At 61.4% G+C, this 13168-nt stretch carries 11 protein-coding genes and 1 tRNA gene; 4 read left to right on the forward strand and 8 right to left on the reverse strand.

Features of this window, described 5'->3' with window-relative positions; genetic code table 11:
* The coding region (locus AB4Z24_RS20630) for an NAD(P)H-dependent oxidoreductase (protein ID WP_441711234.1) at positions 1-384 on the forward strand (384 nt) is incomplete at its 5' end.
* A 664-nt stretch (positions 385-1048) separates the two neighbouring features.
* Here the strand turns inward: AB4Z24_RS20630 and AB4Z24_RS20635 are convergent.
* Positions 1049-1124: transfer RNA gene (locus AB4Z24_RS20635), tRNA-Glu, on the reverse strand.
* A 117-nt stretch (positions 1125-1241) separates the two neighbouring features.
* The gene (locus AB4Z24_RS20640) at positions 1242-1772 is read right to left on the reverse strand and encodes a hypothetical protein (RefSeq protein ID WP_441711236.1); all 531 of its coding nucleotides are present in this window, start codon (positions 1770-1772) and stop codon (positions 1242-1244) included.
* Here AB4Z24_RS20640 and AB4Z24_RS20645 point away from each other — a divergent pair.
* From AB4Z24_RS20645 to AB4Z24_RS20655, 3 genes are all read left to right on the forward strand, one after another.
* Complete coding sequence (locus AB4Z24_RS20645; protein WP_441711238.1) at positions 1752-2702, forward strand: RluA family pseudouridine synthase; 951 nt, start codon at positions 1752-1754, stop codon at positions 2700-2702. The genes AB4Z24_RS20640 and AB4Z24_RS20645 overlap by 21 nt on opposite strands.
* A 179-nt stretch (positions 2703-2881) precedes the next feature.
* A complete protein-coding gene (gene rpoH, locus AB4Z24_RS20650) occupies positions 2882-3787 on the forward strand; it encodes an RNA polymerase sigma factor RpoH (RefSeq protein WP_441711240.1) in 906 nt (301 codons plus the stop codon).
* 74 nt (positions 3788-3861) lie between these two features.
* Positions 3862-4848 carry a diacylglycerol/lipid kinase family protein gene (locus AB4Z24_RS20655; protein WP_441711242.1) on the forward strand — a complete coding sequence of 329 codons (987 nt, stop codon included), beginning with the start codon at positions 3862-3864 and terminating at the stop codon, positions 4846-4848.
* Between the two features lie 581 nt (positions 4849-5429).
* Here AB4Z24_RS20655 and AB4Z24_RS20660 read toward each other — a convergent pair.
* From AB4Z24_RS20660 to uvrC, 6 genes are all read right to left on the reverse strand, one after another.
* The gene (locus tag AB4Z24_RS20660) at positions 5430-6719 is read right to left on the reverse strand and encodes an N-acetylmuramoyl-L-alanine amidase (RefSeq protein ID WP_441711244.1); all 1290 of its coding nucleotides are present in this window, start codon (positions 6717-6719) and stop codon (positions 5430-5432) included.
* Positions 6720-6898: 179 nt separating this feature from the next.
* On the reverse strand, positions 6899-7363 hold the full coding sequence (locus AB4Z24_RS20665) for a molybdenum cofactor biosynthesis protein MoaE (RefSeq protein ID WP_441711245.1): 465 nt from the start codon (positions 7361-7363) through the stop codon (positions 6899-6901).
* A 1-nt stretch (position 7364) separates the two neighbouring features.
* The gene (moaD, locus tag AB4Z24_RS20670; RefSeq protein WP_441711247.1) at positions 7365-7658 is read right to left on the reverse strand and encodes a molybdopterin converting factor subunit 1; all 294 of its coding nucleotides are present in this window, start codon (positions 7656-7658) and stop codon (positions 7365-7367) included.
* Positions 7659-7665: 7 nt separating this feature from the next.
* The gene (gene pgsA / locus AB4Z24_RS20675) at positions 7666-8253 is read right to left on the reverse strand and encodes a CDP-diacylglycerol--glycerol-3-phosphate 3-phosphatidyltransferase (protein WP_441711467.1); all 588 of its coding nucleotides are present in this window, start codon (positions 8251-8253) and stop codon (positions 7666-7668) included.
* A 98-nt stretch (positions 8254-8351) separates the two neighbouring features.
* Positions 8352-11012 (reverse strand): DUF3772 domain-containing protein, encoded by a 2661-nt coding sequence (locus tag AB4Z24_RS20680; protein ID WP_441711249.1) that lies wholly within the window; start codon positions 11010-11012, stop codon positions 8352-8354.
* Positions 11013-11139: 127 nt separating this feature from the next.
* Complete coding sequence (gene uvrC / locus AB4Z24_RS20685; protein ID WP_441711251.1) at positions 11140-13131, reverse strand: excinuclease ABC subunit UvrC; 1992 nt, start codon at positions 13129-13131, stop codon at positions 11140-11142.
* Positions 13132-13168: the final 37 nt, after the last annotated feature.

A 13168-nucleotide genomic window follows, 5' to 3' on the forward strand; every position in this document is an offset into this window, starting at 1 on the left:
ATCGACTGGATACCGTTATCGACGGGCGCAATTCGACCAACGCAAGGCAAGACGCTAGCGGTGATGCAGGTCAGCGGCGGCTCGCAATCCTTCAACGCCGTGAACCAGATGCGCGTACTCGGCCGCTGGATGCGGATGATCACCATCCCGAACCAATCGTCGGTAGCGAAAGCCTTCGACGAATTCGATGAGGACGGCCGCATGAAGCCGTCCGCCTACTACGACCGGGTGGTGGATGTGATGGAGGAACTGGTGAAGTTCACGCTGCTCACCCGTGACCGTGCAGAGTACCTCGTTGACCGGTACAGCGAGCGGAAGGAAAGCGGGGAAGAGCTATCGCGGCGGGTCAATCTTCCGAAAGCGACGGATGGCCGGTCGTATTAGCTGGCTGCACCGAGCCCGCTTTAGGGGCATCGACTACTGTTTGCGCCAGCTCGTGAAAGGCAGCAGTTCACCTGGGAGCGGACGCGACGATCCTTCTTCGGGCAACTCACGCCGATAGCGGCTTCGAAGTCCGTTTTTGGGATAAAGCGTAACATTCTGCATTCAAGCGTGCGAGAAACTCCGCGGCAACGCATGAATGCAATTTTGTTCGTCGCGACTAGGTGCATCGCGGCCGCCGACTTTTCCAATTTTGTCTGCGAAATCGATGGCACATCTCGTCAGCACTGTCGCCCAAGACGTGTTGTGTGCTTCGTTCAGGTGCACGCTCGCGAAATCGTGAAACCCTGCCAAGCCCTGGCAAACCTGGGATGACCCTGGATAACCCGGTCACGTTCGAAATTCGTCAAAACTCCCCTTGCTGACGAAGTCCGATCGGACAATATGCGCCGATAGTCGTAATTCAAAGGAGAAGGAATTGCAGCGAGCGAAACCGAACTCAATTTGATATGGCGCTTGATAGGAATTTAGTTTGACGTGGAATGACGGTCCTTTTGGATCTGCAAATTCCAGAGTCAGGCAAATTGAAAGGCGCGCGCTTCGCGAATTGCGAAGCCTACACTAGTACGTCGATAGCACGACGGAACTAGAGAATGTGGCTGAATTGTGGCGCCCCGTAGGGGACTCGAACCCCTGTTGCCCACGTGAGAGGCGGGTGTCCTAGGCCACTAGACGAACGGGGCAGGCGCAAAGGACGTGTAGTCGAGTATTCCCACGCGATCAAGCCCAGAACAGCGTGGCAATTACAACCCGGATGAGCCATCTGCCCCACCTGGCCGTACCAGGGCAGGCGGGAGCTGCTAATTGTGTGGCAACGCCTCCATAAGCTTCACGTCGGCGATGCGCTTTCCCGTGTCGATATCGATAATTGCAATTCCGGGGCCGCTCGGCCCCTCGTGCTGGACGGCAAGGCGGCTGCCCGACAGCGAGACCGACACGATCCGCGCACCCTTCGGAAGTTCCAGCGAAAGCGTCGAACCGGGAGAAACGCTGACCGTCCGCGATAGCGTGCTTGGAGTACCAACCAGCGCGAGCCCCATAATCTTGACCGCGACCGCACCAAGCCCAAGGAGAATGAGAAGGGCCAGGCCCCCGACGACGATCTTGAGATTGCGCTGAAGGCGTTGTTCGCGCATCAAGTCGGCCGTAGGTGACTGCGGCTGATCGTTGGTCATCACGAAAATTTCTTTCTGATAGTTTCGAGCACCGTGCCCATCGACGAGAAAATAACAAGCCGCATAGAGGTTGTCGCAGGTCCCGAAGATGCGGGTCAGCGCGTCGACCGTTGGCTTGCCACGAAGATCGATGGCATGAGCCGCGCCCGCGTCCAATCTCTCATCCGCGATGGCCACGTTCGCGCCGGCGCGACGATAGGGGAGCCGCGGACACCGGTCAAACCTGGCGTGACTTACACGGTCAGTCTGCCTGAAGCAGAAGCAACCAGCGTCGAGGGCGAAGACCTTCCGCTCGACATCGTCTACGAAGACGATGATCTGATCGTGATCGACAAGCCGGCCGGTCTCGTCGTGCACCCTTCTGCGGGGCACGCGTCCGGTACGCTCGTAAACGCCCTGATCGCCCACTGCGGCGATAGCCTCTCGGGCGTCGGCGGCGTCAAGCGGCCGGGTATAGTCCATCGGTTGGACAAGGACACGTCGGGACTGCTCGTAGTCGCGAAGTCGGACGCGGCGCACCAGGGATTGGCGGAGCAGTTCCAGAGCCACGGTCGTGACGGCCGCCTCCACCGCAGCTATCTCGCTTTCGTTTGGGGAAGGCTGCCACTGCCGGCCGGCGCCATCGATGCGCGCCTCGGACGCAGCCGGACTAACCGGATGAAAATCACGGTCACGCGCGGCGAGGCCGGTCGCAGCGCCAAGACGCACTATGAAGTGATTGACGTGTTCCCAGGAGAAAAGACCGGCGGGGACGTTTCGCTTGTCCGTCTCATCCTCGAAACCGGCCGTACGCACCAAATTCGCGTGCATCTAGCGCATATCGGCCATCCGGTTCTGGGAGACCCTGCATATGGCGCTGGTTTCAAGACGCGGCTCGCCTCTCTTCGAGAGGATGCGAAGGTCGTGGCTTCGAGCCTGACGCGGCAGGCGCTCCACGCCGCCGAACTCGGATTCGAACACCCGATTTCCGGCAAAAAGCTGAAGTTTAGCAGTAAATTGCCTGCCGACCTTGAACAACTTGGAGAGGCTTTGAAGCCTACTCAACATAAGCCGACGGATAAGAGGCGCGGCCGCCGTTTGAAATAGCTAGCACGTACATGTGGGATTTCGTCACGTCCGATCAAGACGAAGTGACGGGAACCCCTAGTGAATTTCTAGATTTGACTACTATGTAACACCGAGCGTTGGGGGAGCGTAGACAGACTCCCGCAATCTGAAGGGAGCACGGGCCGAACCGGAAACGGGTGAAGGTCCGGTAGAGGGCAATGGCATCAAAAGGTCTTCCGACGTTGGCCGGCGGTTCGCTTGGCCTTACGCGATACCTCGAAGAAATTCGCAAATTCCCGATGCTCGCGCCTGACGAGGAGTTCATGCTCGCCAAGCGTTGGCAGGAAAAACAGGATTCCGACGCCGCCGAAAAGCTGGTGACGTCGCATTTGCGTCTCGTCGCCCGCATCGCGATGGGCTATCGCGGCTATGGCTTGCCGATCGGGGAAGTCATATCCGAAGGCAACGTCGGCCTGATGCAAGCCGTCAAACGCTTCGATCCCGATAAAGGCTTTCGCCTTGCCACATATGCGATGTGGTGGATTCGCGCGTCGATTCAAGAGTACATCTTGCGGTCGTGGAGCCTTGTGAAGATGGGCACCACAGCGGCGCAAAAGAAACTCTTCTTCAATCTGCGGCGCGCGAAGAGCCAGCTGCAGGCACTCGACGACGGCGATCTGAAGCCGGAGCACGTGAAGACGATCGCGACGAAACTCGGCGTGCCCGAGGAAGACGTGGTGAATATGAATCGCCGCCTCGGGGGCGACGCGTCCCTCAACGCGCCGATCCGGGCTGAATCGGAATCCGGCGAATGGCAGGACTGGCTGGTCGACGATACGCCGACGCAGGAAGATCGCCTTGTCGAGAACGAAGAGCTGACGCGACGTAAGTCGTATCTGTCGTCGGCGATGTCGGTCTTGAACGATCGTGAGCGCCGGGTGTTCGAAGCTCGCCGGTTGTCCGAGGAGCCCGCAACGCTCGAACAACTGTCTGAAGAGTTCGGCGTCAGCCGCGAACGCATCCGCCAGATCGAGGTCAGGGCGTTCGAAAAGGTTCAGAAGGCGGTCACCTCGACGGCACGGCAGGCCGAAGCCCCCGCCGTGCTGGAGGGAGCCCGGCACTGACCCGGCGCGCGGCCGAACCGCGAGCTTGACGGGATCGTTCAAGGCGCATACCCGCTTATACTCATGAGCTTTCGATGGCGGCACCGGACGGTGTCGCCATTGTCTTATGGGTACCGCTCAAGATGCGCCGCCGGTTCGCACTCGTTTATAATTCGACAGCAGGCTCCGCTATTCCGCGCCTTCTCGACGGCGTGATTGCGCGGCTGCGCCAAAGCGGAGCGGACGTCTACCAGGTCCCGGCGCGTAACGCCGCCGAAGCCGCTGAACGCGTTGCCGATTTGGCAAGCCGGAACGCGTGCGACGCCGTCATTGCAGCGGGCGGGGACGGCACATTCCGGGCTGTCGCGACGGGTGCGGCCGGAACCGCGCTCCCGGTTGGCCTCATTCCGCTTGGTACGGGCAACGTGCTGGCGAACGAGATCGGCCTTGCAAAGAGCGTGAGCGCTGTCACCCATGTTCTGTTGCATGGCGAGCCCATCGACGCGCGAGGCGGCCTCGTCAACGGCGAGCCTTTCTTTCTCATGTTGGGCGCTGGGTTCGACGCGCGCGTCATCTCGAAGCTGAATTACCGCACGAAACGCGCCTTCGGTCGCGGCGCGTTTGTCTATCCGGTCATCCGCGCCCTCGCTGAAACGCCGGCGATTTTCGACGTCGAACTTGACGGGAGAAGGTTCGACGCCAGCTGGGTGATCCTCTCGTTCGCGCGCCGCTACGGCAGTTTGTTCACATTGACGACCGATGCAGGCTTCGGCCGCGATACGCTCATGGCGGTGGTAATGGAAGCCGGCTCGCGGCGTGCGGTCGCCGCCAACCTCGTATCGCTGGCGCTTGGCTGGATGGCTCACCCGGAAACGAGGCCGAAGGGGGTACACGTCCTGCCGGTCAAGACCGCCACGATCGGCCGGAGGAGTACCGTGCCTTTCGAGATCGACGGCGACCATGGCGGGATATCGACGATCGAGGTGCGCGCCGACGGACCACGCGTCCGCCTGCTCGTGCCGTCGCGGTATGTTGCTGATCTCACGAATTGTCATGCGAATCGCTTAGCCTATGAGGCGTGAAGCGTTGTTGGGCGTGTCCTTACAACTTTGTGCGAGCGTCAGAGCGAGAACCAAGGGTCGATGCCCTTTTTCTCTCTGAACCGGATCCGGATGGACCGGCAGATGGCTTCGAACGGCGCGTGGCAGCAATGGATAGGGCTGCCCGAGGGAGCGTCGTTCTGGTTCAGGTTCGGCAACTTCACGTCCCTGTCCAACCCTTTCCGCTTTTCCAATTTCGACACTGAAACGTTAGCGCGCCGCCCAGCGAGCCCGTGTGCTGGGAGTCTGCGTGCGTTGCCTCGGCATTGGATAACCCGCTCTACTGAGCGAGGTGGCGGATACCTGGAAGATGGAGTGCCTCATGCAGAAGCGCTGTCACCAGCCACATTTTCTCCGATCAAGCGAGGCTCGTTCCTCGTACGATTTGTCGAGGAGACGCTGGCTGTTTCTGCTCTGGCGACAACACAACAAGTATCCTCCATGTAGGAGGTGACTGATGCATGCAGGAGTCGGTGCGACGAACTCCTGCCACGCAAAAATTGAGGCCGGCTCAATCGAGCCGGCCTTTTTTACTGCTTACAGTTGTTCGGCGATGCCCGAGGCTACATCGGCAGGCGCGCAATATCGTGAGAGAAGTAATTGTCGATCGCCGTCACGATCGATTGCGCCACCTTCTCGCGCCAGCCGCCGGACTTGAGATTGCTGGCGTCTTCCTTGTTCGTCACGTACGCAAGCTCGATCAGAACCGACGGAAACTGCGCCGTCTTCAAGACGCGGAACGCGGCCTGCTGTTCGGGCTCCTCGCGAAGCGGCGTGCTTTCGCCCATGTTTTCGATGACCGTCTTCGCGAACATGCCGGAGCGCTCGCGCGTCATTTCCACGTCGCGGTTGGCGAGATCGGCAAGAATGTCTTTGATCATATCGACATCGCCATTGGCACTTTTGACGGTGTCGATTTCGTCCTTCGTCAGAACCTTTTGCGCCAGGCTGCCTTTGGCTGAGCGCTCGAGCGACTTGGCGACGCCGTCGCGCAGCGAATAGATCGTTGCGCCGCGGGCACGCGAGCCATTGTCCGAGTAATCGGCATGAATGGCGATGAAGAGGTTTGCCTTGTTGCGCTCGGCATACGCCGTCCGCTCATCGAGCGGGATGAACGTATCGTCGCTGCGCGTCATCATCACGCGGTAGCGCCCGGTCTTCTCCAGGATGTCGCGCAATACGAGACCGAAGGCGAGAACGACGTCCTTCTCGACGGTGCCAAATTTTTCCGCGCCCGAGTCGTGACCGCCGTGGCCGGGGTCGAGAACGATGATCGGCTTGAACGCCTTCGCTGCGCGTTCCCTCGGATTTTCGGCGAGACGCGGCACGGGCGGCTGCAAGGCCGCCGTCGCACCAAGACCGGAAGGCTGCGCGAAGTTTTTCGGAGGCGAGGTGAAGGCCGCGTCCGCCGGAACGATGGCGAGCGAGAGCCGGAACTGGCCGTCCTTGTCTTTGCTGATATCCGAGCTTTCGACGACAACGGGCTGCGTGACGTCGATCACGATGCGGGTCTTGCCGCGCGCCGCGAGACCGGCGCGAAAGCTTTTGACGAGACCCATTGGCCCTTTGCCTTCGAGCGTCGGCAGCCGCACATTGATATCGGGCAGCTCGACGACGACCCTGTTCGGGTTCGAAAGCGAAAAGACTTCGTAGTCGACTTGGCTCCCGAGGCCGATGACGAAGCGGGTCCCCGTGGCGCGGCTTGCTGCCGGAGCGGTGACTGGCGATGTCGCCGCCATCTTCACGTCGGTTGGCTGACTGGTGGTCGCGTCGTTGGCATAAGCCGGGCACACTGCCCCGGCGGCGAAAACCGCGGCGAGGACGCTGCATGATGCGCGTCGAGCCAAGCTCATAAGTGCAATCCCCCTAGGCGCGCTCATCCAACCGAGTGCGCCGTAGACGCACTTATGTGCCGAGGGATGATGGCGTTTTAGCGGTCGGTGTAATCGGTCGGTAAGGTTATCGGGCAACAGCGGTAAATCTCTCGTTAAGGGCTTTTTGGCGAATTTTCGAGAGACAGCGTGAGCGGTGTTTATTCGCTGTATGCAGCCCAGGCAGCGGCCGCCTCATCATCGCTTTCACGTGCAGCCACCCATCGAGTAGCGCCGCTGGCGAATGTCTCTTTTTTCCAGAATGGCGCATACATCTTGAGATAGTCCATTAGGAACTCTGCCGCAGCGAAGGCGTGCTTCCGATGCGGCGCACACGTAATAACGAGCACGATGTTGTCGCCGGGCTTTAACTCTCCGACGCGGTGAATGATTAACGAAGCCGAGAGCTCGAAACGACGTTGCGCTTCGCCTTCGATTCGTTCGAGTTCGGCCTCCGTCATGCCCGGATAATGTTCGAGCGTCATCGAGGCGAGTGCTTCGCCGTTGACGTCGCCACGCACCTTGCCGGCGAAAAGTGCGACGCCACCGATTTCGGTGTTGCCGGACGTTAACCGATCCATCTCTTCCGAAATGTCGAAATCGGCCGTCGAAACGCGAACAGACATCTCAGCCTCCGGTTACGGGAGGAAAGAACGCAATTTCGCGCGCGGATGCGATCGATGCAGCGGGCTTCGCATGCGCATGGTCGATCGCAACGCGAATGGCTTCAGGCTTCGCGAACGCCTGGTCGAACGGATGCCCGCGCTGCGATTGCCAGAGCAGCAGGTCGCCGACGGTCAGAATGCCGGGCGGCAATGTTAGGCGTTCTTCGCTGAGGCCAGTGCGCTCGCGCAGCCACGCGAAATAACGCAGAACGATCTCGCCGGCGTCCGGCTTCTCGGTATTGAGCTTTTCGGTCATGGCGCCCTCAGCGATCGATCGCGTGGCGGATACCAGCTTTCAGATAGTCGTAGCCGGTAACGAGCGTAAGGAGGGCCGCAATCCATAACAGTAGAACGCCGGCTTTTGTCGTTCCGGGCACGATGCCTTCTGCTGCCGGTCCGGCCAGCAGCATGGCCAGCGCGACGAACTGAACGGCCGTTTTCCATTTCGCGAGCTGCGTAACGTGAATTTTGACGTTGAGCTCGGCAAGAAACTCCCGAAGCCCCGAAACCAGAATTTCGCGCGATAGAATGATGAGCGCCGCCCAGATCGCCCATCCGCCGATCGTGTCCGTGTAGACAAGCATGAGCAAGGTGGCGCCGACGAGCAGCTTGTCCGCGATCGGATCGAGCATGCGGCCGAGGTTCGACTGCTGCTCCCAGATCCGCGCCAGATAGCCGTCGAGCCAATCGGTCACGCATGCCGCGACGAAAATCGCGAACGCCAGCCAGCGCGCAAATTCCCCGCTTCCGAAAAACAAGACGCCCGCGAGCACGGGGACCGCCACCATCCGGCCATAAGTCAGGATATTTGGCAGGCTCGTCGAAAGCGAGCGGTGCGCGACGTGATCCATCATTTTGGGTTAGCCGCAGGGGTGAGGGGCCGTCAATCCCCCGGCGCCAAACGCCGGCCCCTAATGGTGAATCTCCGGGCAGAAAGCCGCATCGGCCGTCAGGATGCCGCCTCCGGCAACGCAGTAGCGAAGGCGATACCTGAACGCCGCAATGCTTCGTAGACTGCAACCCTAAGATCCGACTGTACCCTGAGACCATGCGTGATGTCGGGCAGCAGAACGCGAAGCGTGTAGTCGGTCGTCGTCGCCGTATAGCCTTCGAAGACCGCAATCGGCGCCGGTTCGCGCAGAATGGTCGGATGCCGGTTAGCGCACTCGGTCAGCACCGCCAGAACCCGCCTCGGATCGACGTCCGGACCCGCCGAGAACTTCAGCACCACACGGCCGAGCGCGCTGCGGTGCGTCCAGTTCAGAACGCGACCCGTGATCAACTCGGAATTAGGCACGATGAGGCTCGCCCGGTCGAATGTCTCAATCTCGGTCGATCGGACGGAAATGCTGCGAACCGTGCCTTGCTCGTTGCCGACGACGACCCAGTCGCCGACCTTGATCGGCCTCTCGATGAGCAGAATGAGGCCGGAAACGAAATTGTTGACGATCGACTGCAGGCCAAAACCGATACCGACCGAAAGCGCACCGGCCACGATGGCGAGATTGGTGATGTTGAAACCGGCATACGAGATCGCGATGACGGCGGCGAGACCCGTGCCGGCGTAGCCGACGGCCGTATCGATCGAGTTCGCGATACCGGCGTCCATCTTCGGAGCGATCAGAATGTTTTCGCGGAGCCGGCGCTGGATCAAGCGCGTGACGAACACGAGCGCGACGAAGATCGCGACACCGAGAAGAATTTTGACGATAGAGATGCGGATCTGCCCGATCTCGAAACCGAACAGTAGCCGTTGCAGCCAGTCCCGGATGTCCGGCGCGGCGAAGCCCCATTGCAGCAGCAGGATCGGGATTGTGACGAACGCGACGCCGAACGTCAGGATGACTTCGGTCAGCCAGCCGAGCTGCTTGCGCCGAAGCTCGTCGAAGCCCATCCGCTCTTCGAGAATGACGCTGATATGCCCACGCGACGTCGTGCTCCCGCGTGTGAACGCGCGAATGGCAAGAAACAGTAGCACCGCGATAAGACCCACGACGCCGGTCATGACCAGCTGCTGCGCCAGGAAGCGGCCCATGGCGATGTAGCCGAGCAAGCAGCAGCCGATGATCGACGCGGCTGCGATCCAAAGCGGAAGCTTGAGCCAAATAGGCTCGCTGCGCCCGACGGGCCTTGCGAGCGTCGTCTCGTTCGGCTCGAACGGCGTCAGCAGCAGCCCGATCAGGACGAACGCGAATGCGAGGCTCGTAAACAGCGATTGCGCCACGCTCATCGACAGCGGGAAGTAAAGGATCTGTCCGAACTTCGAAAGAAAGAGATCGATCGAATTGATCAGCGCCAGGAGGATAAGGAGCACCGTGATACGCCGGGCACTGCGGTCCGACAGCGCCATGAGCCGCCGTTCCGGCCGGTTCGGTGCGAACACGGAAATGATTAGTGCGGAGACGGCGGTGAAGACGAGCGCGTAGCGGAAAAACGCTGTGCCCGCGGGTGCCGCGGTCGGATAGTAGAGCAATCCGAGGTATTCGAGCCCGCCATAGAGCAGCAAGACCGCTGCAACACCCGGGATGGCGCGGACGGGTGCTATCCATGATGCCGATGCCGCACGCTCGAAAAAGCTCGGTGGCGTAGCGTTGGGTCCCGGCCGGTATCGCGTTACGGCCAGTGCCACCGCCTTCAGCAGCAGGTAGAGGCCGATCGCCGCCGCCAGGAGGACGAGGACGCTACCTTTCTGCCTGTTGATCGAACCCCACCAATCCTCTGCATTGTACTTGAGGCGCCATTGAACGCTCGACTTTTGCCGCGCGATGTCGCTCCAGAACTCCGGCATCAGTGGGCTCGACATCTGCTCCGTCAAGCTGCGCACGAACATCTGCAGCCTGAGATCGGTGATTTTGTCGATGGCCTGACGCGCGCGCCACCACGTCACTTCGAGCGTTTTGATCGCGCCCGATACCTCGGCTGCCTGCACATCGAGCCGCGCGCGCTCGGACGCAACGGCTGCTGCCTCCGGCGGCGCATCCTTGGCGGGCGGTTCGCCGAGACGCCTGATCTGAACCTGCAGATCGGAAAGACGCGGGCGGAGCCCGTCCGCAGTCTGCGTCGTCTTCGAGATCACACCGTCAATATCGTCGCGCAACCGGCCGAGATCGCTATTGAGGCCCGAAATCGTCGATAGCGTTTTCTCCGCGCCGTCCATATCGCCGACAATGCTGCTGATCGTCGAGCTGACTTCCGGGGAAAGTACGGGCGGAGGCGGAGGTGCGGGCGGCGCGGCGGCGGCGGGGGCTTCCGGTGCGGGAGCCGCTGCGGGTTCTTGCGCGGGAGCAGCAGGAGCGGGGCTGGCAGCGGCTGCAGGAGCATTCGCTGCGGCGGGCTGTGCCGGTGCGGCCTGTGCTGGGGCCGCCTGTGCCGGCGCGGGCTGAGCAGCTGCCGGGTGTGCGGCGGGAGCGTTTGCCGGGGCGGCAGGCGCCGTAGCTGCCGCCGGAGCTGGAGCAGCGGCCGGTGCGGGATGCGGCGCTTGCGCTGGCGTTGCCGGCTTCGCATCGGCGACGGGCGTGACGGCCGGAGTCCACGATTGCTCCGCGGCGACGGCGCCCGGAACGGCAAAAAGAGCGGCTATCGCCAGGGTCGCAAGTGCGCGTCTCAGCATCGGCAGAACAGAGCCTTTGAATGACAACAGGGGAATGACAGTCGGGAAGAAGGCCCTTCGCCTCCAAGTGCCGCAAAAATAGGGCAGGGGGCAGGCTTCTGGCTAGCCTCTAATGCTTTCCCCGCGACTATCCCGCGCGCTCGTGGAAGAAGTCATAGATTTTCTTGGCCATATCGGCCGAAATGCCCTCCACGGCCTTCAAATCCTCGACGCCCGCCCGGGATACGGCCTTTGCCGAGCCAAAGTGCGTGAGCAGCGCCCGTTTGCGGGTCGGCCCAATGCCTTCGATCTCGTCGAGCGGGTTGGCGCCGAGCGATTTTGCGCGCTTCGCCCGGTGCGTGCCGATAGCGAAACGGTGCGCTTCGTCACGCAGACGCTGGATGAAATACAGAACCGGATCCTTCGCCTCGAGCATGATCGGCCGTTCGCGATTGGGCAGATGGAAATGCTCGCGCCCGGCATCACGATCGGGCCCTTTGGCGACGCCGATCAGCGCGATGTCGTGGAGACCGAATCCGGCGAGAACTTCGCGCGCGACCGAAAGCTGCCCGAGGCCGCCGTCGATCAGCACGAGATCGGGCCGGTCCGGAAATGCCTGTTCTTCGGCGGCATCGTCTTCGGCGACAACGACCGGCGATAGTGGCCCCCCGGTTGCGTCCGCGGCAATCTCAGCGGCCTCGGATTGGATTTCGTCGATGACCTCGGCTTCCGCGATCCGCTTGAAGCGCCGCGTCAACACCTCGCGCATCATCGCATAATCGTCTCCAGGCGTCGTATCCGGGGACTTGATGTTGAATTTCCGGTACTGCCCTTTGACGAAACCCTCAGGCCCCGCGACGATCATCGCGCCGACGGCGTTCGTCCCGGCGGTATGACTGTTGTCGAACACTTCGATCCGGCGCGGCACCGAAGAGAGGCCGAACCGCTCCGCAATGCCTTCGAGAAGCCGCGCTTGCGACGAACTCTCCGCGAGCTTCCGGCCGAGGGCTTCACGCGCGTTCGCCAGCGCGTGCTCGACGATCGTCGACTTGGTTCCCCGCGACGGCACGCGGATTTCGACTTTTCGCTCTGCCTTCGTCGATAAGGCTTCGGCCAGCAGGTCTCGGTTCGGAATGTCGTGCGATAACAGGACAAGCCGCGGCACGGGCTTATCATCGTAGAACTGCGCGATGAAACTATCAAGAACGTCCTCGACGTTGAGCGAGCGATCGGCCTTCGGATAATAAGCGCGATTGCCCCAGTTCTGGCCCGTTCGGAAGAAGAAAACCTGAATGCAGGTTTGTCCGCCGTCCTGATAGGCCGCGAACACGTCCGCTTCCTCGACGCCTTCCGGATTGATCGACTGATCCGCCGTGACGTGCGCGAGCGCCCAGAGCCGGTTCCGGTAACTGGCAGCCGTCTCGAACTCGAGTTTGTCGGCCGCCTCCTGCATCAGCTCCTGGTACATGCGGCGCACCGACTGGCTGCCGCCGCTCAGGAAGCGCTCAGCCTCATTGACGAGGACATTGTAGTCATCGAGTCCTATCTCGCCCGTGCAAGGCGCCGAGCAGCGTTTGATTTGATGGAGCAGACACGGTCGCGTACGGCTCTCGTAGACGCTGTCCGAGCACGAGCGCAGAAGAAACGCCCGCTGCAGCATGTTGACCGTGCGGTCGACGGCTCCTGCGGAAGCGAATGGACCGAAGTAGTCGCCTTTGCGATTTCTTGCGCCTCGATGTTTCATCACGGCCGGCGCCGGATGGTCGCGGCAGATGAGAATGTACGGAAACGACTTGTCGTCCCGCATCAGCACGTTGAAGCGCGGACGAAAGCGCTTGATGAGGTTGGCTTCGAGCAGAAGCGCTTCGGCTTCGGTCCCAACCGTGACGAACTCCATCGACGCCGTCGCAAGCACCATGCGCGCTATGCGGTTCGTATGCCCCTGGAGGCGCGCATAGTTCGAGACACGCGCGCGCAGCGAGCGCGCCTTGCCGACGTAGATGACTTCGCCTGCGACATCGAGCATCCGGTAGACGCCCGGGCTCTGCGGCAGATGCTTCAAGTACGCGGCAATCACTTCCGGCCCCGTCTTTGCGGGCGTTTCCGGCGGCGATGTGGATGTGGTCGGCTCTTCGGTCATGGCGCAACTAAAGTTGGGCTGCCGCCGAGGTCAAGCA

This window comes from Hyphomicrobium sp. 2TAF46, from assembly GCF_052114865.1.
Lineage (GTDB): Bacteria > Pseudomonadota > Alphaproteobacteria > Rhizobiales > Hyphomicrobiaceae > Hyphomicrobium_B.

What these genes read in the sequence shown, in the direction of transcription:
- AB4Z24_RS20645 (WP_441711238.1), top strand. Translation starts at nt 1,752, where the DNA reads ATGAGCCGCGCCCGCGTCCAATCTCTCATCCGCGATGGCCACGTTCGC.
- rpoH (WP_441711240.1), top strand. Translation starts at nt 2,882, where the DNA reads ATGGCATCAAAAGGTCTTCCGACGTTGGCCGGCGGTTCGCTTGGCCTT.
- AB4Z24_RS20655 (WP_441711242.1), top strand. Translation starts at nt 3,862, where the DNA reads ATGGCGGCACCGGACGGTGTCGCCATTGTCTTATGGGTACCGCTCAAG.
- AB4Z24_RS20660 (WP_441711244.1), bottom strand. Translation starts at nt 6,719, where the DNA reads ATGAGCTTGGCTCGACGCGCATCATGCAGCGTCCTCGCCGCGGTTTTC.
- AB4Z24_RS20665 (WP_441711245.1), bottom strand. Translation starts at nt 7,363, where the DNA reads ATGTCTGTTCGCGTTTCGACGGCCGATTTCGACATTTCGGAAGAGATG.
- moaD (WP_441711247.1), bottom strand. Translation starts at nt 7,658, where the DNA reads ATGACCGAAAAGCTCAATACCGAGAAGCCGGACGCCGGCGAGATCGTT.
- pgsA (WP_441711467.1), bottom strand. Translation starts at nt 8,253, where the DNA reads ATGGATCACGTCGCGCACCGCTCGCTTTCGACGAGCCTGCCAAATATC.
- AB4Z24_RS20680 (WP_441711249.1), bottom strand. Translation starts at nt 11,012, where the DNA reads ATGCTGAGACGCGCACTTGCGACCCTGGCGATAGCCGCTCTTTTTGCC.
- uvrC (WP_441711251.1), bottom strand. Translation starts at nt 13,131, where the DNA reads ATGACCGAAGAGCCGACCACATCCACATCGCCGCCGGAAACGCCCGCA.